Here is a 19,408-nt window from a genome sequence, read left to right as displayed (position 1 = left end):
TCATTGCGCCTGTGCTCATGGTTTACGCTCCTCTGGTAGGTGTTGGTTGGATACAAGACCAATAAAAATAGCGCAGAAAAGCATGACTGCAATAAGACCCCAACCTAAAAACAGTTGATCGGCAACAGGGTAATCGCCGTAGCCATTTTGAATGGTATTGATAAGATTTTTGAACAGGATCCCTGCCAGCATGACTGGACTAATAAAGCGTAAGCAGATGACGAGCCATTGACCCACGTTAAATTCACTACAACGGTTGACGTACTCGCGTACATTAGCAAGTTTAAATAGCCAGCCCATAATCAGTAGCTCTATCAAACAACTTGTTAGTAGCGCCACGTTATTAATAAAATAATCGACAAGATCGAGCAGCAGCAAGCCGCCATTGGTAGAGAATGCTAGAGAGGTGACATAACCAAGGCCACAGACTAGTAATGCAGCTTTCTTTCTTGAGATATTAACTTTATCGATCACAGCGGATACCACTGCCTCAATAATCGATATGTGCGAACTGAGCCCCGCAACCACCAGTGCTAAAAAGAACAGTGGTCCGAGAATATAAGGAATAGGCAGTAAATTGATGGCAGCAGGGATGGTGACAAAGGCTAGTCCAACGCCAGAAGTAACAACCTCTGTGATCGGTTTTGATTGCTCGGCTGCCATATAGCCAAGAACCGCGAATATCATGATACCGCCAAGAATAGAGAAACCGCAGTTTATGAGTACGGTCATAAAGGCATTATTATTGATATCTGACTTTTCAGGCAAGTAACTTGAGTAGGCAATCATGATTGCGAAGCCGACACTTAAGGTGAAGAATATCTGTCCATAAGCCGCTGACCATACCTTGGCATCGAGTATTTTACTGAAATCGGGCCGAAACAGGTAGTCCAAGCCCTCTAATGCCCCTGGCAGCATAATGATTCGGCCTATAAGTAATAACACCATAATAAACAGCAGTGGCATCATGATTTTACTGGCACGTTCGATACCGGCTTTAACACCTGAATAAACTGCCAAGCTGGTAATTGCCCAGGCTAGGGTCATTGGCAGCGCAATATGAAACTGAAAGTCACCTAATTTTGTCGGCGAGTTGTCACCTAGCTGCAGGTAACTTTTAAAGAAAAATTCATTCGTATCGGCTCCCCAGCTTTGTGTTACTGAGAAAACCAGGTAAGACATGGCCCAGCCGATGATAGCCACATAGTAAACGGCGATGACTGCGGCTATAAATACTTGAAACCAACCTAACCACTCCAGCCTAAGGCCAATACTTTGTCCAAGCTTGGCAAATACTTTAGGGGCCGCGCCGCGGTATTTATGGCCGAGGCTAAACTCCATTATCATAAACGGGATCCCGGCAGAGAGCATGGCAAATAGGTAAGGAATGAAAAACGCACCACCGCCATTTTCATAAGCCATGTAGGGGAAACGCCAGATATTGCCCAAGCCAATTGCTGAGCCGACGGCGGCAAGAATAAAGCCTGTTCTTGAGTTCCATTGTTCTCTTTGCATCAAACGCGCCTTTTGTCTTTCCGGCTAAGTCCGTCGGTAGGAAGTAATGGCTTAATTTTAGTCGGAATTCAGAATATTGCTTAAAGGGCGAAACGAGAGCGTTTTATTATGATGGTAGAAAGTTTAATGATGAAATAGCGATTAAGTTTTGTTTGAATAGCCTTGTTCTAGAGCCGTAATATTGGCCAGTAGCTGTTCATTCGTCTTTGCATTCTTGCCGTGTCTGTTTGCCATCTGTACCACAAAACCATTAATTGCTTCAATTTCGGTTTTACGTTGGTGATGAACATCCTGATGCATTGAAGAGTAGTTTGCCGCAGTCAGCTCAATGACTTGGTAAACTCGAGTTATTAGCCCCTCTAAATCAAGCATAATTGATTCCGCCGCGGCAACTTTGGCTAATTCAGTCACCGCCGCAGTGATAGTGTTTCGATACTGGGATGCAGCCAGTTCGCCATTGCGACAATCATGTATTGCAGTCATAGGGTTTATTGCGACATTAATTGCCAATTTTTGCCAAAGCATTGGCAATATATCTTCAAACCACTGGCTTTGTGGAATACTTGATAGTAGCGACTTTTTGATTGTTTCATGCAGCATGGGGCCTGTGAAATGGCCCAATTGAGTGACCCCTTGGCCTGTTTGTTGTGTGTGCCATGTTGATTTTTTCAATGCGCCTTGGGAGGTCGTGCCTAAGCTTAACCCTTGGCCGTTAAGCATTTTAGACACGTCGAGGTGAGGGCCCAAGCCGTTGTGCAACAGCAAAATATGGCAATTGGGACTGAGTAACTTAATGATAGGCTTAAGGGCAGCAACTACTTGATAAGCTTTTACGCAAACGATGAGTAACTGTGTATTAAGCAGTTGGTGCGTCCAATCATTACTGCCTACAAACTCTGCAATACGAGTTGTGCTCTGTTGCTCCAAATTAGTAAAAGTAAGGCTTTGCTGTTGTGAGGTTTCAGTGCGGCGAATAAAGTTAATTGACACTGCATTGCTATTATTAGCAGTGGATAATTGCTGGTAAATAAGCTGGCCTACCGCACCTGCTCCAACAATAGAAATCTGCGGTTGCGTGTGAATCTCATCGGCTGCTGACTGACTGATTAAGCTCATTGATAAGTTAGACTCTTTGATTAAAACAACACTCTTGATTAGCTTACGTTATTGTCGACAAGCTTACTGGCTTTAAAGTATCTTTTGTAGAGCCATTGAGTGAGGTAGAACAGTAAGATACCAACCATATCAGCAACAAAATCAGCAAAAGAGGCGCTACGATAGGAGAGTTGTGATTGAACCATTTCGATAAACACAGCATAGAAAGCTAATACAACAGCTAATATGTACCATCTGGGCTTAAAGGCGAAGTAGGTTAAGTATGAGAGAACAAAAAAGCTACCTATATGGCCAATTTTATCAAAGTGAGGGATGGTGTTGATGTTGTAACTCGGCTTTGAAAAAACCAAGTAACTGACAACCACTAAGGTTAACGCTAGGGCGAGCTTGAATATATTCTGTCGATTGATCACATCATACACACTAAAGATATTTGTCCTCATCATAGAAAAATAGCCGATTAAAGTCACCAATAACTATGCTTACTATCAATTAAATCTTTACTGGCTCTTCAAGTCGTCGCTGTTCGTGGGTAAAATACGCTCAAATTAATCTTTAAGGGCCAAACGCATGCCTTCAATGGATATTGTTTCAGAAGTGAATGAAGTCGAATTACGTAACGCTGTAGACAACTCGGTACGTGAATTAAAGAGCCGTTTCGATTTTCGTGGCAAAGAAGCGAGCATCGAGTATAAAGATCATGTAGTAACGTTGTCTGCTGAAGATGACTTTCAATGCCAGCAGTTGGTCGATATTCTGCGTATGCAGATGAGTAAGCGAAATGTCGATCCTAAGTCGATGGATGTTGATGACAAAGCGGTACATAGCGGTAAAACCTTCTCTTTACGAGTGAAGTTTAAAGAGGGTATCGAGACGTTAATTGCTAAGAAGTTGGTTAAGCAGATAAAAGATAGCAAACTTAAAGTACAGTCTTCGATTCAAGGAGACTCTGTGCGGGTAACGGGTAAGAAGCGTGATGATCTGCAAGCGGTAATGGCTTTAGCTCGTGAAGCTGATCTAGGGCAGCCATTTCAGTTTAATAACTTCCGTGATTAATGCCCAACACTGACTCGCGTACTAAATACACGAGTCGGTGTTGGTTATATCAGAGCTCACCGTTAACTGCTGAGCTCTTTTTGTTGCGCTAAATCTTCAACTGAAGCTGTTTTTGTATTAGGGACGTATTTCTGTACCAGGATAATAAGCCCAAGTACGGGGAAGCCGATTAAGCTGGCGCCGATAAAGAAGCTGACGTAATCATAGGCATCGATATAAGCGCCGGAGAAACCTGCAACAAACTTAGGAAATAGCAGCATAATCGATGACAGTAATGCATATTGTGTAGCACTATATCCAGCACTCGTCAGACTCGATAGGTAAGCGATAAAGGCCGCCGTCGCGACGCCACCACTGAAATTATCAACTGAGATCGCTAGCGTTAAAAATGGTACGTTGTAACCAAGTACCGCTTGATACGCAAACAGTAAGTTGGTAGTCGCCACAAGAAAGGCACCCAAAAACAGCGTTTTCATGGTGCCATATTTAGCCACTAATAAGCCTCCAGCACCGGCGCCTACCAAGGTCATAATCAGGCCGTAAACTTTACTCAAAGTCGCAATTTCAGCTTTAGAGAATCCCATATCAACGTAAAATACGTTAGCCATTACGCCCATCACTATATCTGAGATGCGATAAGTCGAGATCAACAATAAGATCAGCAGTGCGCTTTTGCCGTAGCGTTTAAAGAAATCAAGAAAAGGCAATACACTCGCGGTGTATAGCCAAGATAGAGCTCCTGCTAGGGCCCGCGGGTAACGCTGTGAAAACTTTTGTTTTAGCTCAGCTTCTTTTGCATCTGCCTCTTTGGCTTCTACTTGCGGTTCGGCGCTAAACAGGGTGGTGATAATACCTATCGACATTAGACCTGCCATGGCTAAATAAGCAGTTTGCCATGATGCTAGGCTATAAGCCTCACTACTCGGCTCAACCCAAGCTGCAATCGTTAATGCACCTGCAGTGGCGATAATCATCGCACTGCGATAACCCACTTGGTAGGCGGCTGCTAGTGCTGCCTGCATCTTTTCTGAGGCGGATTCAATTCTAAATGCATCGATAACAATGTCTTGTGTTGCTGAGGCAAAAGCAACCATCAGGGCAAAAAGCGCAAGCTTGTCAATGTCGACTAAAGGATCACTTTGACTCATTCCTATGATGGCAAGCACCAAAGTCAGTTGTGCGAAGATCATCCAGCCTCGGCGGCGGCCTAAAAAGCGGGTCAACAAAGGTAATGACATGCGATCAACAAGTGGTGACCATGCCCATTTAAAGCCATAAACTAAAGCAATCCAGCTGAAGTAGCCAATAGCAGTTCTATCTACTCCCGCTTCTCTGAGCCAAAAAGATAATGTTGAAAAAACCAGCATCAAGGGTAAGCCAGCAGAAAACCCAAGCAGTAATAGGCTCAGCACCCGTTTATGGCAGTAGATGGAGAGTGAATCTTTAATGCGTTGGAAATAGGAGAGCTTGGTCACTGAAGGCATATGCTTGCTTAACAAGTAAAGATTGAACTAGCTTACGGTGCAGTGACTCTGGGTTCAAGGGAATAATACAGTTCTTATTCGCTAACTGTTCATTGATACTGGTGTGACGGGCAAATTGTGCGAAGGTGGAAAGGTTTGGCGCACTAAAAAGCCCAAACCGAATAGGTTTGGGCTTGGGGTGTAACTTTTAGTTTTAGCTTTAGATAAGAACTAAGGCCTGATCCCTACACATCCTTGAGGAATTTGCCCCCCAATACTGAGGTAGTCGCAACAGTCGTCTACTTGTTGCCTCAAGAACTGATTGCCTCTGATGGTCCAGCTGGGCCATCGATCAAAGGCATGCAGTAGGTGCCAAAACACACGTTCCATATCCGTTTGCGCATCACCCTGATGGTCATACATCTGCCATTCTTCTAGGGTGTCCCATAGATATAGCTGGATTTCATTGAAATCGAGTTGATTACTTAAAAACGCTTTTCCGTAGAAAGCCAGCTGGGGCGCTTTATCATCAATGAACTGATTGGGTGTCATTGAACCGCCTCCTTTACTTAGCATTATCAGTATAGAACGACTTTTAGATTTTTCACCTAGTATTTACAAAAGTATTATAAAGTATCCCAGATATACCTTTTTGTACTATTCCCTTGGTAGTAGGGTGGCTTTCTTCAAAATAATGTCTTGGATCGGAAAATCAGGCCATTCGAGTTTGTTATTAAACTCAGTTGGAACGATTGCCATTGCAGCTAACACTTCCATTCCTGAAGTGACCTCGCCAAACACGGTGTAACCCCAGCGGCGAGATGAAGGATCTAACTTTTCATTATCTACCACGTTGAAGTAAAACTGGCTGGTGGCAGTATGTGGCTCATTTTCGCGAGCCATGGCAATTGTACCTGTGAGATTAGATAGACCATTGCCCGACTCATTCACAATAGGTTGCTCTGTTGGTCGTTCCTCTTTATTTAAATCTAGACCACCACCTTGCACGACGAAATCTGCAATAACGCGGTGGAACAGCGTATTGTCGTAGTGACCCTTCACGACATAGGTGAGAAAGTTATCAACCGTAAGCGGTGCTCGAGTTCTATCGAGCTCGACTACGATTGTTCCCATGCTGGTCTCTAATTCTACTTGCGGGTAAAGCGTATTGGGTTGAATATCAACGGCATTGGCAAACGGCGTAAGTACAATTGCGATAAGGCTAATACATTTTATCATCCAAGATTTCATAATCTTCCTTTACTGTATCTATGAGTATTGCGGTATTTATTGCTGAATGAACTGGTTTAGCTCAGGGTCGTTAATAATGTCGCGGGTGAGCTCACCCAGTAGCTTGTTCATTTCGAGTTCTAGGGTGGCAAAGTCGGCGCTGAACGGTCCTTTCAACAAACCTTTAGCGCGGTAGCGTTTGGTCAATGATTGATTGCTGTTTTGTGCGATGACATTGATAATAATCTGGCTATTAGCCTCAAAGCCAAATGTGCCTTCATCGACGTCGGTGAGTAACTGTTCTAACTGGACCTGTAGGTGTTTAACTGAACTCGGATCGACGCGGTAACCTGCTTGCGAAAACCCATCCCTAAATACTTGATCCATCTGCACTCGCGGTGCTTCGCTGGGACTTACTAGACGAGCAGCATTGTCGCCATCATTAAATCTGACAATAAAATTGGCTGAACGTGTGTCGATAGTATCAATCGCGATAGGCAGTTCAATATCTGTTTGCTGGGTAATATTTGGCACTTCTGGGTTTAATGCAATATGAGTTGGTGCCTGGCTGGCGCAACCTATAACGGTAAATGCCGCAGCTATCACTAAAATAAGAGGTTTCATTGTCACTGTTTTTGTCAAAAATTAGATGACATCAGCATACCAGAACAGGATCTGAATTCCACAGTTGAGATAACTTTCGATGCGTTAGCACTTTAGACTTAATTTTTGGTGGATTCTGTTGTAAATATCGATATATGATGCGAACGCAGTGTAACTGAACTGTTTGTTTATTAATAGATTAGTGGATTTCACTAATTTCTAGAAGTGTATTAAGGGAATCAATATGCGTATTTTAACACTCGTTGTAGCCGGGTTATTGAGTTGCGGTGCTATGGCCGCTCAAGGCGAACATGTTGTTGGCGGTAGTGTGGGCTATGGTTTTAATGATTTTGATGGGTTAGCGGATGATGACTCAGGCGATGGTGATAACTTTGTTTATGATATCTACTATCGCTATATGTGGCACGATAACTTTGGTATTGAAGCGGGCTACTTTGCTGGAGATGCTGGAATAGCCTCAGCATTTACAAGCATTTTTACTGGTATTAAAAATGTCGAATATTCTGGTTTTAGAGCCGCGCTTTATGGTCAATATATGTTGTCTGAAAGAAACCGCTTATATGCCAAGTTAGGTGTGAGTGCTAATGAACTTAGTTATGAGCAAGGTCGTCCATTTTCTAGTGGTGAATTCACTCATGAGAGTGAAAGCGATCAAGACCTGTACACTGCAGTTGGTTGGGAGGTTCGATTTCACTCAGGCTTTGGTATGAATATTGAGTACCAATATATCCCTGTGCAGCAGTTAACCGCGCAGAACCTAAACTTCGGTATAAGCTATCAATTTTAGCAAGTTCACATGAGCAGAAAATGGCGCCTCTACTAAAGGCGTCATATGAATGCCTTTTCTAGAACGCCTTTCATCTTACACTTACTTACCGGCATTCAGCTTTATCGGTAAATGGCATTTATTTACAGTTTGATAACAAAAAATACGCTAATCGCTTTTAACCTACGCCAGTTCCAGTTAGAGTAAAAGGTCAAAAGTATACAGAGGGATGGTCTATTAATGTCTTCAAATAGCGTGCCATGGACGCCTAGAATATTGACAAGTTTGGCGGCGCCGCAGTCTCTTATTGACGATACTGGCCTGCCAGTATTTGGACATTTTGATGGTCCGGTTACTGAACTTGGCGTACATAAGTTTCGCTACTTTGATGATATGGATAAACCTGCTTCAAGGTGGGCAAATCGATTCGATTATAAGCAGTTCCAGTTTGTCAGTATTGTGACTCCCCATTACATTATTGGGGTTGCGCTTGCAGACATCCGTTACGTTGGAAGTGCATTTTGTTATCTGTATGACATTAAGAAAAATAGCTTAATTGAAGCTAGCTGGCTTAAACCGTTGGGCATGGGATATCAAATGTCCAAATCACCTATGCAGGGGGATGCCGGCATCAAAGGTGCAAAAGGTGAAATTAAGTTTGATATTGACCAGGGACTGTGGCGAGTAAAGCTCAATACCCTTGGCATAGAAGCTGATCTGACTTTACAACCAGAGCCATTGAGTTTACCCATGGCAATGTGTAATCCGACGGGGTACAGCGGTTGGACTTACACTCAAAAACATAATGCGTTAACGGTAAAAGGTAAGCTGGTGATCAACCACGAGCCACAACCATTGCAAAGAGTCACTGCAGGCTATGATTTCAGCGCGGGTTTTATGCGCCGGGAAACCAGCTGGCGTTGGGCAAGTATTAATGCGCTAACTGATACTGGCAGTATTGGGTTGAACCTAGCGGCAGGAGTCAATGAGACTGGCTGTAATGAAAATGCATTTTGGATTGATGGTGAACGGCATTTACTTGGAGCAGTTCATTTTGATTTCACTCGCCAACGAACAAATGATCTGCAAGCAGGGGGGTGGCGGATCTATTCCGACAATGGCCAAATTGAACTCAGCTTTACACCGCTTAATTGCCGCCAGGAAAAACTGAACCTTTGGTTAATAAAGAGCAACTTTAGGCAGTATTTAGGTCATTACAGTGGTTTTGTCATCGATAATTTAGGCAATAAGCATCAGTTAGATAATGTATTGGGCTTAACTGAAGATCACTTTGCTCGTTGGTAATGAAAAGGATTTATAGGAAATGGATAATAAGATGGATTTTAATTCACTGATCTCACACCCCGAAGTACTGCTTTTGGTACTCGCGCCAATCTTCTTCGTCTGTATTTTGCTGGAGTGGTATATAGGAGATCGGCAAAATAGGCTGCCACGTAATGCGCGTTATCACTTGCCTGAAGTATTGTGTAATTTTGGTCTAGCGGCGATGCACCAATTAACAGATATTCTCACAGGATTACTGATTGCTAAGTTGTATCTGATATTTTTTGGTTGGCGCCTTTTTGATATTGAGATGAATGCAGGTACGTTTGTAGCGCTGATGGTTGCACAAGACTTTTGTTACTATTGGTTCCATCGAGCAAGTCATCGTATTCGTTGGATGTGGGCGGCGCATGTGGCGCATCACAGCTCAGAGAACATGAATTTCAGCACTGCATTTAGACAAAGTTTAATGTACCCATTGGCGGGGATGTGGATTTTTTGGTTGCCACTGGTGGTCGTAGGTTTTGATCCTAACTGGGTGGTGTTTGTGGTACTGCTTAACTTAGGTTTGCAGTTCTTTGTTCATACTCAAGCAGTCAAATCATTAGGGATCTTAGAGTGGGTGATTAATACGCCATCTCACCACCGGGTTCACCATGGTCGTAATCCGCAATATATTGACAAAAATTACGCTGGTATTCTCATTATTTGGGATCGCATATTTGGTACATTTGAAAAGGAAGTCGAAACGGTTGAATACGGTATCACCAAACCTATCAGTAGCTTTAATCCATTTGTAGTGACCTTTACTGAGTGGCGCGATATGTTTAGAGAAGCATTTAGTGCCAATCTAAGCCCATTACAGCGTTTTAAAGTATTATTCGCACCGCCTGCCACAGCAGAGGCTCAATCGAGTCAACAAGCGAATGTTGGTGATGGCTCTGCGAGTGATAACTCGAAAAGCGTAGCTGAAGTGAAGTAGCTGGCTAGCGAGTTGATACTGATTATAAAGCGCTAATGAAAACGGTGAGCTAATGGCTCACCGTTTTTTATAACTCGCTATAAACTTAGCTATTAGGCTTACCGTACAACGCACTTTGTGGATGTGGAGACTCTGAGTGACTGTCGTCTATTTCAGGCTCTTGCGCTTTCTTACTGATTTTCTGCGCCTGTAAAATAACAAACTTGCCGTTTGAGGCTACCGTTGTACAGTTTTTAAAAATACGCTGCAGCTTAATGTGGTAAGCCAAATGACGATTGCCTACAACATGTAAAATTCCGCCGTTCTTTAAACGCCTAAATGCATCAAGGAACATCTGCCAGGCAATATGGTCGGTAATCGCTTCACCTTGGTGAAAGGGTGGGTTGCACAATATCAGGTCTGGGCGGAAGCCTTCACTCATATGGGTTAAACAATCATCCCATGCAAAAGTGGCTTGCTCGCCCACAAGCTCGGTATTATCTAACTCGTTCAGTGCCCAGTTGTCTCTGGCGGAAGCGACAGCCATTTCTGAATCATCAATAAAGTGGATATAAGCTTCTGGAAAACACTGTTTGGCATGCAGACCTAAAATACCGTTACCGCAGCCTAAATCGACGATTGATTTAAATTCACCTTTTGGCATGTTATCCAGCATGATGCGGGCACCAATGTCGAGCTTACTAGCAGCAAACACGTTACTTAGGTTAGTGATTTGCAAATTACACTCAGGGACTGACCAATTGGTCGTTGCCGGTAAAGTGCGCGGCTTACCATCTGCGATACAGGTAATTACCCGGGTTTTCTTCCAGGTTAAGCTTGCACTTGCTTCTCCCAGATGACGAGCGATGGTTTCTAGCAGTGATTTATTGATTGATTTAGCTTTAGCGCCAATCAACACTTGTGTTCCTGCGGGTAATACTTGCGATAACCTTTTTAGTTGGTGGCTAAAGTAATTAAGGTTCTTAGGCAGTTTCATTAATACCAGCTCGATACCTTGTGGCAGTTCATCTCGACTATTTACCCAGGTAAGGCTAGTGTCGTTTAGCTGGTTACGGGTTAAGTTTTGAGTTGTGCCCAACAAACTGGTTTTTGCATCTGTCTCAAGCGTAAGCGGCCAGCCCGAATCGATTGATAACAAGCCTGCGGTTAGTGCGCCAAAGCTATCGTTTACAATTGCGGTGTTAACGGCTTTCTGCTCAGAATCGATTAAGTGTTTTATTAGGTGCTCATCGGCAGCGTCCCATGCCTGCAGGTTTGACTCTTGTCTGCTAGGGTAACGGAAGAGTTCGAGCTCGATGCCCGCTACTGAAAGTTGTGTTGTCATAAGCCAATAAGTACCAAATAAATGAGGGCGCGTATTATCGCAGATTAATGATCTTAGGTATATGTTAGACGTAAGCTTATATCTATACCCATTTTATTGAGATTTGAGAGGAGGGGCCATGAAACAAGCTGGCTTTGGTTTCGATGAGCAAGAGTCCTTGCTGTCCACTACAGCTGATAATCAAACTGCAGAGGCGTTGTATGATGACAAAAGTGCTGCGCCGTATACTTTAATAAAGGGCTACCTCAATCAAGCTCAGCAGCAGGCTTTGTTAATTGAAGCTGAGAGTTACCCAATGACACGGCCAGAATTAACAGTATATGGCAAAAGCCATCCAATACCACGCAGCCAAGTTTGGTTTGCCGATAAAGGATGTGATTATTATTATTCAGGCTTGTTTATCGAAGCATTGCCTTGGCCTAGATATGCTGAAAAACTAAGGCACAAACTGATACGAGATTATTCATTGGTGAGTAACGGAGTGTTGGTTAATAGCTATCGAGATGGCACTGAATCGATGGGATGGCACAGCGATGACGAAAAAGAGATTGAGTCCGGTAGTGATATTGCTTCGGTAACATTAGGTGCCAGTCGAGACTTTTTTATTCGCAATAAACTGACTAAAGAAAAAACCGTCTTAACCTTAAATAGTGGCGATCTATTGATCATGCATTGGCCAATGCAGCAGCACTGGGAGCATGCATTGCCTAAGCGAATGCGAGTGAAACAAACGAGAGTTAACTATACTTTTAGAAAGTTGATAGTCGGCTTTCATCAGGCTTGAAATTTGCTGTCAATTTATACATTTTTTGCTATCCAGTTCGCACTTTACGCTAGATATTTATTCTATGCTGAATTCATCCGCAGAGGGATTGCTCGTCATAGTGAGTGTTTTCAGCTGTGCTGTATAGCTGTACTGGCCAACAATCTTCCATTCAAGCTTTAGCGACAGTTAGGAGTTTTTAATGAAAAAGATGTTTATAGCAACCGTACTGGGCGAAGTGACGCCTGGTGTGATTAAAGCCCTTGCCCAGCTGACTCGAGAGTCTGGCGGCGAATGGATAACCAGTAAAGTGATTAAAGTTGACCATCATTTTGCGGCATTGTTAAAGATAGCGATTGAAGAGAAAAAGGCAGAGCAGTTAAAGGCAATGCTTAAAAGCCAGTTTCCTAAACTTAACTTGATGTTTGAATCCTCTAATTGCGCTGAACTTCATAATTTAAGGGCGGTTAACTTTAATGTTGATTGCAAGGATCGTCCGGGACTGACTCGAGATATCGTTGATGTGTTAGTCAATTTAGACCTGGCTATCGAACATATGGAGTTTAACCGTGTCCATGTCTCAGTGATTGGAGAAACAATGTTTACCTCTAAGTTGACCGTTTTACTGCCTATAGAGGTCAGCAATGCCAGTGTGCTGGAGTTATTGGAAGGCGTGTCTGAAGGCTTAAGAGCGAGTGTTATCTAATATATGGTTTGTCATCGCTTGGCTCGTTAGCAATTTGATGTTTGCTGACTAATTTTATTTTAGTGGCAGACTGTCTCAGTAATTTTGCTGGCAGTTGATCTTTTCAGCTCATGGCAGTAATCTGCCGCAATCGGATTTATGCCATTTGAGAACATCGTTATGTCAGTTGAAAAGATCATTACCGAAAAACTCACCGCCGCACTTTTACCATCACACTTAGAAGTGATCAATGAAAGTCATAATCATCATGTACCGCCTAACTCAGAAACTCACTTTAAAGTGATTATTAGTAGCAGCCAATTCGATGGTAAACGCCTTATAGGTCGCCATCGTGCAGTTAACGAAGCGCTGGCTGAAGAGTTTGCTCAAGGATTACATGCATTGTCTATGCATACCTTTACCCCTGAAGAGTGGGCACTAGAGTCTGCTGTACCTGCGTCGCCTAAATGTAAAGGCTAAAAGCATTCGCAACGCGAGTACCAAAAAATCACAGCACTGCTGTGATTTTTCGTTTTACCCCCAAATAAGTCATAGCTCACCTATAGCGAGTTAATGGGTTATTTTGATGCTGTTTTAAACATAATCTGCGATTTCTATACTGCTGTGTATCCTACTTTTAAGCTGATTGTTCGCGAAGTTTCTGTAAAATATATTTTTGTGTGATTTATTTGCTTATAAATATAGCTGATAAGTCATTGAAAAAAGTTTATGACGCTGATGTTGACTACAGGGCGGGGCTGAGTAAATATCATTGATTATAATAAAAATGACTTACAGCCGCTTTAGGCTGTAACCTACCTCATGCTCAATTAGAAAGCGCAATTGGAGACTCATTATGCCGTTATTAGATAGTTTTACCGTGGATCATACTCGAATGAACGCACCTGCTGTTCGAGTAGCCAAATCTATGTCTACCCCTAAAGGCGACACAATAACAGTGTTTGATCTGCGTTTTTGCGTACCCAATAAACAGATATTAAGCGAAAGAGGTATTCACACGCTTGAGCACCTTTTTGCAGGATTCATGCGTGACCACCTTAATGGTGACAATATAGAGATTATCGATATCTCGCCAATGGGCTGCCGTACAGGCTTTTATATGAGCTTAATTGGTACGCCTTCAGAGTCTATTGTGGCGGATGCTTGGTTGGCAGCAATGCAAGATGTGTTAGCCGTGGTTGAACAATCAGAAATCCCTGAGCTGAATGAGTACCAGTGTGGTACTTATGAGATGCACTCTCTTGAACAAGCAAAAGAGATTGCGCGTAGCATCATCTCAGCAGGTATAAATGTGAACCGTAACGATGAGCTTACTTTGAGCGATGAGATCTTAAACGGTCTGTAGTGTTGCTAACTAGCAAATAAAAAGCGGCTAAGGCTGCTTTTTATTTGCTTTTAGCTGCAGTCTTTTCTAACTGACATTATGTTTTACGTCACTCACATCTCAATTAGTATAAAAGCTTTATTACTTGCGTTTTAGTAAAATATTTACGATATATTTAAGCGACTTAGCTAGCATTAAAATTAAAAAACTTCGTTAAAAGACTTTATTCCCGTACTGCAATTACCTGATTCTTTAGTCATATTGACGAAGTCTCTCAAAATGTGCTGTTCAAATATTCAACACTCGAATTCAAGCTGACTCTTATTAATTTAATTCTAATGTCACATTGGTAATAATAGCTGACCTATCTCTAACTCCCTTATAAATATAGCTATTGTTAGATTCTGCTAGGTTAATTGAAACTTAAAAACTTAATCAATTCGGGTTGTTTGTTATTAAAACGTCGGCAACCTTTTAAAACACCCACATTTTTCATGGCGACCTTGTGATATTTGGGGTAAAATGCGCGCGACCAGCGTGATTGCGATCGCATTTCGGCGATAAATCTGCGCTAGCTCAACACGAAAAAAAGGTTTGTTTAAAACTTGTGTGTTTAGCAGGAACGCGGCGCATTGTCTTTCCTTCATAACGTAGTGCTTGTGGATATGATTACAATAAAGAAAGGATTGGACCTACCCCTAGTCGGTGGGCCAGAGCAAGTTATCCATGATGGCCCAGCCATCAACCATGTAGCTACTTTGGGTGAAGAGTATATTGGCTTACGTCCTACCATGAAAATAAAGGTAGGAGATAAAGTTAAAAAGGGTCAGGTTCTTTTTGAAGATAAAAAGAATTTGGGCGTGAAATATACTGCTTTAGCCAGTGGCACAATTTCCGAAGTTAACCGGGGCGCTCAACGTGTTCTGCAGTCTGTTGTTATTAATGTAGAAGGGGATGACAGCATCTCTTTTGCTAAGTATGACGCCACTGCAATAGAATCAGTTGAAACTCAGCAAGTACGTGACAACCTGATTGAATCAGGATTGTGGACGGCTCTGCGAACGCGTCCTTTCAGTAAAGTACCCGCAGTGGATTCAACTGCAGCAGGTATTTTTGTCACCGCGATTGATACTCAACCACTTGCAGCAGATCCTGTTGTTGTGATTGCTGAGCATAAAGCAGACTTTGAAAACGGCTTAAAGCTACTTTCAAAGTTGACTGAAGGTAAAGTTTACCTTTGTAAGGCACCTGGCGCAGATATTCCAAGTGCAAATGCTCAAGTTGAAGAGTTTGCTGGGCTTCACCCTGCAGGCTTGCCAGGTACTCATATTCACTTCCTATTACCAGCTTCTGCTAATAGAACTGTGTGGCATATCAACTATCAAGACGTGATCGCGATAGGCCAGCTATTTACCACCGGTGAGCTTAATACTCAGCGTGTTGTATCTGTAGCAGGCCCTAAAGCGGTTAAGCCTCGATTAGTTCGAACTGTTGTCGGTGCAGCAATGGCAGAGCTGACTAAAAATGAAGTCAGTGAAGGCAATGTTCGCCTAATCTCTGGTTCTGTTTTGAATGGTCGCAACGCCATTGGCCCTCATGCTTACCTAGGTCGTTACCATAACCAAGTGAGTTTGCTCGAGGAAGGGACTGAGAAAGAACTATTTGGTTGGGCAATGCCTGGTGCTAATAAGTTCTCTATTACTCGTGCATTCCTAGGCCACCTTTCATCTTCTCGTTTGTTCAATATGACAACGAGCACAGGTGGTAGTGACCGTGCAATGGTGCCAATTGGTAACTATGAGCGTGTTATGCCACTCGATATTCTTCCAACTATGTTACTGCGTGACCTTGTTTCTGGCGACTATGATGGCGCAGCAACATTAGGTGCAATGGAATTAGATGAAGAAGATTTGGCACTGTGTACTTTCGTATGTCCAGGTAAGTATGACTACGCGTCATACCTGCGTGACTGCTTAGATACGATCGTGAGGGAAGGCTAATGGGCTTAAAACAGTTTTTCGAAAATATTGAACCGCAGTTTGAAAAAGGCGGTAAATATGAGAAGTTTTATGCGCTTTTTGAAGCCGCATATACTGTCTTTTATACTCCAGGTCACGTGAACAAAGGTCGTACCCACGTTCGTGATAACTTGGACCTAAAGCGTATGATGATTACGGTTTGGGCATGTGTATTTCCTGCAATGTTTGTGGGTATGTACAACGTAGGTTTGCAAGCACAGGACGCATTAGTTCTACAAGGTCTTGCAACTCCTGATACATGGCAAGTTGCTTTGTTCGGTATGTTTGGTACTGAATTGACTGCAGACTCAGGCATCGCCGCATTAATGTGGTATGGCGCTTGTTGGTTCCTACCCATATATGCAGTGACATTTGCTGTCGGTGGTATCTGGGAAGTGCTATTTGCATCTGTACGTGGACATGAAGTTAACGAAGGTTTCTTTGTTACCTCTATCCTTTTCGCATTAACACTACCGGCAACTATTCCTTTGTGGATGGTTGCACTGGGTATTACCTTCGGTGTGGTTGTTGCTAAAGAGATCTTCGGTGGTACAGGACGTAATTTCTTGAACCCTGCGTTAGCTGGTCGTGCATTCCTATTCTTCGCTTACCCATTGAATATGTCAGGTGATACTACTTGGGTAGTTGCTGACGGTTTCTCTGGTGCTACTGCACTGAGCCAAGCGGCACAGGGCACATTAGAGTATGGATTGACTCAGAACTGGTGGGATGCATTCTTTGGCTTCATTCCTGGTTCCGTCGGTGAAGTATCTACCTTAGCTATCTTGATTGGTGGCGCGGTTATCATCTATACCCGTATCGCTTCATGGCGCATTGTGGCTGGTGTGATGGCAGGTATGATTGCCGTTTCTTACCTACTGAACTTTATTGGTAGTGAAACTAACCCTATGTTTGCAATGCCGTGGTATTGGCATTTTGTGTTAGGTGGCTTTGCGTTCGGTATGATGTTTATGGCGACAGACCCTGTTTCAGCGTCTTTCACTAATAATGCGAAATGGGCTTACGGTATCTTAATCGGTGCTATGGCAGTGTTTATTCGTGTTATCAACCCTGCTTTCCCTGAAGGCATGATGTTGGCCATCTTGTTCGCTAACCTATTTGCTCCATTATTTGACCATTTTGTGGTTCAGTCGAATATCAAGCGGAGGATTGCTCGTGGCTAGTAATAAAGATTCGTTCGGAAGAACACTATTTGTTGTTGTTGGCTTGTGTTTCATTTGCTCTATGTTCGTTTCGACGGCAGCAGTATTATTGAAACCAACTCAGCAAGAGAACAAATTACTTGATAAGCAAAAGTACATTCTTGAAGCTGCCGGCCTGATTAATACCAGAGAAGGCAAAGTTGAAAAGGCTCAAGTACTAGAAACTTACAATAAGTATGTTGAAGCTAAACTCGTTGATCTGAAAACGGGTGAGTTTGTTGCTGGCGACGCCGACTCTTTTGATACTGAAAAGGCAGCACGTACTCCGGCAACATCATTTGTGCCAGAAAACGACATTGCATCAGTAAAGCGTGTAGCAAATAACGCGGTAGTTTACTTAGTGCATGATGATAACAAGCAGCTACAAACAGTGATTATTCCTGTTAAAGGTTATGGCTTGTGGTCAACAATGTTTGCTTTCTTAGCGGTTGAGCCAGACTTGAATACGATTCGTAGCTTGGTTTACTACAGCTTTACAGGTTCTGGTGAAACACCAGGTCTGGGCGGCGAAGTACAAAACCCACAGTGGATTGCTAAGTGGAATGGTAAGAAGCTATACAATGATAAGGGTGAATTGGCGATTAGCGTCACTAAGAACCCAGTTGTAGCCGCTTCTCCGTACGGTGTTGATGCACTATCAGGTGCAACGCTTACCGGTAACGGTGTACAAAACTCTCTGACATTCTGGTTAGGTGAAGAGGGCTTTGCTCGCTTTATCGAAAAAGCTCGCAATGGAGGGCTTAGCTAATGGCTGATGCTAAAGAACTTAAATCGGTTCTAATTGGACCTATTGTCAGCAACAACCCGATTGCTTTGCAAATTTTGGGTGTATGTAGTGCCTTGGCTGTTACCAGTAAAATGGAAACAGCGTTGGTAATGACGATTGCATTGACTGCGGTATGTGCGCTTTCGAATCTATTTATTTCACTGATCCGTAACCACATTCCAAGTAGCGTACGTATTATTGTTCAGATGACGATTATTGCTTCATTGGTAATCGTGGTTGACCAAGTACTGCAGGCTTACGCTTACGATGTTGCTAAGCAGCTATCTGTATTCGTTGGTTTGATTATTACTAACTGTATCGTGATGGGCCGTGCAGAGGCTTTTGCGATGAAGACTCCACCTATGATGAGCTTCATGGATGGTCTTGGTAATGGTTTAGGCTACGGTGCAATCCTATTGTCAGTTGGCTTCGTTCGTGAACTGTTTGGTAACGGTTCATTGTTCGGCATTGAAATCTTGAGCAAGATTTCAGACGGTGGCTGGTATCAGCCTAACGGCCTATTGCTACTGCCTCCAAGTGCGTTCTTCCTGATCGGTGCATTGATCTGGATTATTCGTGTGATGAAGCCAGAGCAAGTAGAAGCAAAAGGATAAGCATAATGGAACATTATATTAGTCTGCTAATTCGTTCTGTTTTCATTGAAAACATGGCGCTGTCCTTTTTCCTTGGTATGTGTACTTTCTTAGCGGTATCGAAGAAAGTAAAAACAGCCATGGGTTTAGGTGTTGCTGTTATCGTGGTACTGGCAATCTCAGTGCCTGTTAACCAAATTATCTATCAAGGTATCCTAGCTCCAGGCGCATTAGCTTGGGCGGGCGTGCCAGATGCTGACTTGAGCTTCTTGAAGTTCATCACCTTCATTGGTGTGATTGCAGCATTGGTTCAAATCCTTGAGATGGCATTGGATAAGTATTTCCCACCGCTATATAACGCACTGGGGATCTTCCTACCGCTAATCACTGTAAACTGTGCAATTTTCGGTGCAGTATCTTTCATGGTTGAGCGTGACTACAACCTTGGCGAGAGCTTGGTGTTTGGTATCGGTTCTGGTATCGGTTGGGCGTTAGCACTTGTGCTGCTGGCTGGTATCCGTGAGAAGATGAAATATGCTGATGTTCCTGATGGGCTTCGCGGCTTAGGTATTACCTTTGTCACCGCGGGTTTGATGGCTCTAGGTTTCATGTCGTTCTCAGGTGTGTCTCTGTAAAGAGGCACCAAAGCGACGTC

The 19,408-nt window shown here is 43.1% G+C and carries 21 protein-coding genes; 13 read left to right on the top strand and 8 right to left on the bottom strand.

Features of this window, described 5'->3' with window-relative positions:
• Nucleotides 1-15: 15 nt before the first annotated feature.
• The 3 genes from L2730_RS02900 to L2730_RS02890 form a co-directional block, all read right to left on the bottom strand.
• Nucleotides 16-1,515, bottom strand: coding sequence for a sodium-dependent transporter (locus L2730_RS02900; RefSeq protein WP_248973225.1), 1,500 nt, complete (start codon nucleotides 1,513-1,515; stop codon nucleotides 16-18).
• Nucleotides 1,516-1,656: 141 nt separating this feature from the next.
• Nucleotides 1,657-2,631, bottom strand: a complete 975-nt coding sequence (locus L2730_RS02895) for a ketopantoate reductase family protein (protein WP_248973224.1) — start codon at nucleotides 2,629-2,631, stop codon at nucleotides 1,657-1,659.
• A 38-nt stretch (nucleotides 2,632-2,669) separates the two neighbouring features.
• Complete coding sequence (locus L2730_RS02890) at nucleotides 2,670-3,044, bottom strand: VanZ family protein (protein WP_248973582.1); 375 nt, start codon at nucleotides 3,042-3,044, stop codon at nucleotides 2,670-2,672.
• A 157-nt stretch (nucleotides 3,045-3,201) separates the two neighbouring features.
• Between L2730_RS02890 and L2730_RS02885 the strand changes: the two genes are divergently transcribed.
• On the top strand, nucleotides 3,202-3,687 hold the full coding sequence (locus L2730_RS02885; protein ID WP_220736000.1) for a YajQ family cyclic di-GMP-binding protein: 486 nt from the start codon (nucleotides 3,202-3,204) through the stop codon (nucleotides 3,685-3,687).
• 62 nt (nucleotides 3,688-3,749) lie between these two features.
• Here L2730_RS02885 and L2730_RS02880 read toward each other — a convergent pair whose 3' ends face one another.
• From L2730_RS02880 to L2730_RS02865, 4 genes are all read right to left on the bottom strand, one after another.
• A complete protein-coding gene (locus L2730_RS02880) occupies nucleotides 3,750-5,171 on the bottom strand; it encodes an AmpG family muropeptide MFS transporter (protein ID WP_248973223.1) in 1,422 nt (473 codons plus the stop codon).
• A 210-nt stretch (nucleotides 5,172-5,381) separates the two neighbouring features.
• Entirely contained in the window at nucleotides 5,382-5,702 is a 321-nt protein-coding gene (locus L2730_RS02875; RefSeq protein ID WP_248973222.1) for a hypothetical protein, read from the bottom strand.
• Nucleotides 5,703-5,807: 105 nt separating this feature from the next.
• A complete protein-coding gene (locus L2730_RS02870) occupies nucleotides 5,808-6,401 on the bottom strand; it encodes a peptidylprolyl isomerase (protein WP_428848427.1) in 594 nt (197 codons plus the stop codon).
• Between the two features lie 36 nt (nucleotides 6,402-6,437).
• The gene (locus L2730_RS02865) at nucleotides 6,438-7,004 is read right to left on the bottom strand and encodes a YajG family lipoprotein (RefSeq protein ID WP_248973221.1); all 567 of its coding nucleotides are present in this window, start codon (nucleotides 7,002-7,004) and stop codon (nucleotides 6,438-6,440) included.
• A 223-nt stretch (nucleotides 7,005-7,227) separates the two neighbouring features.
• Between L2730_RS02865 and L2730_RS02860 the strand changes: the two genes are divergently transcribed.
• The 3 genes from L2730_RS02860 to L2730_RS02850 all read left to right on the top strand — a co-directional run bounded on the left by L2730_RS02860 (nucleotide 7,228) and on the right by L2730_RS02850 (nucleotide 10,036).
• A complete protein-coding gene (locus L2730_RS02860; protein ID WP_248973220.1) occupies nucleotides 7,228-7,791 on the top strand; it encodes a porin family protein in 564 nt (187 codons plus the stop codon).
• Between the two features lie 219 nt (nucleotides 7,792-8,010).
• Complete coding sequence (locus L2730_RS02855) at nucleotides 8,011-9,075, top strand: DUF2804 domain-containing protein (RefSeq protein WP_248973219.1); 1,065 nt, start codon at nucleotides 8,011-8,013, stop codon at nucleotides 9,073-9,075.
• Nucleotides 9,076-9,106: 31 nt separating this feature from the next.
• The gene (locus L2730_RS02850) at nucleotides 9,107-10,036 is read left to right on the top strand and encodes a sterol desaturase family protein (RefSeq protein ID WP_248973580.1); all 930 of its coding nucleotides are present in this window, start codon (nucleotides 9,107-9,109) and stop codon (nucleotides 10,034-10,036) included.
• 85 nt (nucleotides 10,037-10,121) lie between these two features.
• Here the strand turns inward: L2730_RS02850 and L2730_RS02845 are convergent, their stop codons facing one another.
• Nucleotides 10,122-11,360 (bottom strand): methyltransferase, encoded by a 1,239-nt coding sequence (locus L2730_RS02845; RefSeq protein WP_248973218.1) that lies wholly within the window; start codon nucleotides 11,358-11,360, stop codon nucleotides 10,122-10,124.
• 118 nt (nucleotides 11,361-11,478) lie between these two features.
• Here L2730_RS02845 and L2730_RS02840 point away from each other — a divergent pair, with 118 nt between their 5' ends.
• From L2730_RS02840 to nqrE, 9 genes are all read left to right on the top strand, one after another.
• Nucleotides 11,479-12,144 (top strand): alpha-ketoglutarate-dependent dioxygenase AlkB family protein, encoded by a 666-nt coding sequence (locus L2730_RS02840; RefSeq protein ID WP_248973217.1) that lies wholly within the window; start codon nucleotides 11,479-11,481, stop codon nucleotides 12,142-12,144.
• A gap of 181 nt (nucleotides 12,145-12,325) precedes the next feature.
• Complete coding sequence (locus tag L2730_RS02835) at nucleotides 12,326-12,829, top strand: ACT domain-containing protein (RefSeq protein ID WP_248973216.1); 504 nt, start codon at nucleotides 12,326-12,328, stop codon at nucleotides 12,827-12,829.
• Between the two features lie 159 nt (nucleotides 12,830-12,988).
• The gene (locus L2730_RS02830; protein WP_248973215.1) at nucleotides 12,989-13,288 is read left to right on the top strand and encodes a BolA family protein; all 300 of its coding nucleotides are present in this window, start codon (nucleotides 12,989-12,991) and stop codon (nucleotides 13,286-13,288) included.
• Nucleotides 13,289-13,664: 376 nt separating this feature from the next.
• Complete coding sequence (gene luxS / locus L2730_RS02825) at nucleotides 13,665-14,174, top strand: S-ribosylhomocysteine lyase (protein WP_248973214.1); 510 nt, start codon at nucleotides 13,665-13,667, stop codon at nucleotides 14,172-14,174.
• A gap of 644 nt (nucleotides 14,175-14,818) precedes the next feature.
• Nucleotides 14,819-16,153: a Na(+)-translocating NADH-quinone reductase subunit A gene (locus L2730_RS02820; protein WP_248973579.1), complete on the top strand. Its 1,335-nt coding sequence runs from the start codon at nucleotides 14,819-14,821 to the stop codon at nucleotides 16,151-16,153.
• Entirely contained in the window at nucleotides 16,153-17,355 is a 1,203-nt protein-coding gene (locus tag L2730_RS02815) for an NADH:ubiquinone reductase (Na(+)-transporting) subunit B (RefSeq protein WP_248973213.1), read from the top strand. Before L2730_RS02820 ends, L2730_RS02815 begins: the two co-directional genes overlap by 1 nt.
• Nucleotides 17,348-18,142 carry a Na(+)-translocating NADH-quinone reductase subunit C gene (locus tag L2730_RS02810; protein WP_248973212.1) on the top strand — a complete coding sequence of 265 codons (795 nt, stop codon included), beginning with the start codon at nucleotides 17,348-17,350 and terminating at the stop codon, nucleotides 18,140-18,142. Before L2730_RS02815 ends, L2730_RS02810 begins: the two co-directional genes overlap by 8 nt.
• Nucleotides 18,142-18,774 (top strand): NADH:ubiquinone reductase (Na(+)-transporting) subunit D, encoded by a 633-nt coding sequence (locus tag L2730_RS02805; protein WP_020911344.1) that lies wholly within the window; start codon nucleotides 18,142-18,144, stop codon nucleotides 18,772-18,774. Before L2730_RS02810 ends, L2730_RS02805 begins: the two co-directional genes overlap by 1 nt.
• A 5-nt stretch (nucleotides 18,775-18,779) precedes the next feature.
• Nucleotides 18,780-19,388, top strand: coding sequence for an NADH:ubiquinone reductase (Na(+)-transporting) subunit E (gene nqrE / locus L2730_RS02800; protein WP_020911345.1), 609 nt, complete (start codon nucleotides 18,780-18,782; stop codon nucleotides 19,386-19,388).
• The last annotated feature ends 20 nt before the right edge of the window (nucleotides 19,389-19,408 follow it).

Origin of the sequence: Shewanella kaireitica (assembly GCF_023284045.1) — a bacterium.
Classification (GTDB): Bacteria; Pseudomonadota; Gammaproteobacteria; order Enterobacterales; family Shewanellaceae; genus Shewanella; species Shewanella kaireitica.
The sequence above is the reverse complement of the archived record's forward strand: the minus strand, read 5'-3'. Positions and strand labels throughout refer to the sequence as shown.

Excerpts from the sequence above, each read along its gene's own strand:
- L2730_RS02900 (WP_248973225.1), bottom strand. The coding sequence starts at position 1,515 with ATGCAAAGAGAACAATGGAACTCAAGAACAGGCTTTATTCTTGCCGCC.
- L2730_RS02895 (WP_248973224.1), bottom strand. The coding sequence starts at position 2,631 with ATGAGCTTAATCAGTCAGTCAGCAGCCGATGAGATTCACACGCAACCG.
- L2730_RS02885 (WP_220736000.1), top strand. The coding sequence starts at position 3,202 with ATGCCTTCAATGGATATTGTTTCAGAAGTGAATGAAGTCGAATTACGT.
- L2730_RS02880 (WP_248973223.1), bottom strand. The coding sequence starts at position 5,171 with ATGCCTTCAGTGACCAAGCTCTCCTATTTCCAACGCATTAAAGATTCA.
- L2730_RS02875 (WP_248973222.1), bottom strand. The coding sequence starts at position 5,702 with ATGACACCCAATCAGTTCATTGATGATAAAGCGCCCCAGCTGGCTTTC.
- L2730_RS02870 (WP_428848427.1), bottom strand. The coding sequence starts at position 6,401 with ATGAAATCTTGGATGATAAAATGTATTAGCCTTATCGCAATTGTACTT.
- L2730_RS02865 (WP_248973221.1), bottom strand. The coding sequence starts at position 7,004 with ATGAAACCTCTTATTTTAGTGATAGCTGCGGCATTTACCGTTATAGGT.
- L2730_RS02860 (WP_248973220.1), top strand. The coding sequence starts at position 7,228 with ATGCGTATTTTAACACTCGTTGTAGCCGGGTTATTGAGTTGCGGTGCT.
- L2730_RS02855 (WP_248973219.1), top strand. The coding sequence starts at position 8,011 with ATGTCTTCAAATAGCGTGCCATGGACGCCTAGAATATTGACAAGTTTG.
- L2730_RS02850 (WP_248973580.1), top strand. The coding sequence starts at position 9,107 with ATGGATTTTAATTCACTGATCTCACACCCCGAAGTACTGCTTTTGGTA.
- L2730_RS02845 (WP_248973218.1), bottom strand. The coding sequence starts at position 11,360 with ATGACAACACAACTTTCAGTAGCGGGCATCGAGCTCGAACTCTTCCGT.
- L2730_RS02840 (WP_248973217.1), top strand. The coding sequence starts at position 11,479 with ATGAAACAAGCTGGCTTTGGTTTCGATGAGCAAGAGTCCTTGCTGTCC.
- L2730_RS02835 (WP_248973216.1), top strand. The coding sequence starts at position 12,326 with ATGAAAAAGATGTTTATAGCAACCGTACTGGGCGAAGTGACGCCTGGT.
- L2730_RS02830 (WP_248973215.1), top strand. The coding sequence starts at position 12,989 with ATGTCAGTTGAAAAGATCATTACCGAAAAACTCACCGCCGCACTTTTA.
- luxS (WP_248973214.1), top strand. The coding sequence starts at position 13,665 with ATGCCGTTATTAGATAGTTTTACCGTGGATCATACTCGAATGAACGCA.
- L2730_RS02820 (WP_248973579.1), top strand. The coding sequence starts at position 14,819 with ATGATTACAATAAAGAAAGGATTGGACCTACCCCTAGTCGGTGGGCCA.
- L2730_RS02815 (WP_248973213.1), top strand. The coding sequence starts at position 16,153 with ATGGGCTTAAAACAGTTTTTCGAAAATATTGAACCGCAGTTTGAAAAA.
- L2730_RS02805 (WP_020911344.1), top strand. The coding sequence starts at position 18,142 with ATGGCTGATGCTAAAGAACTTAAATCGGTTCTAATTGGACCTATTGTC.
- nqrE (WP_020911345.1), top strand. The coding sequence starts at position 18,780 with ATGGAACATTATATTAGTCTGCTAATTCGTTCTGTTTTCATTGAAAAC.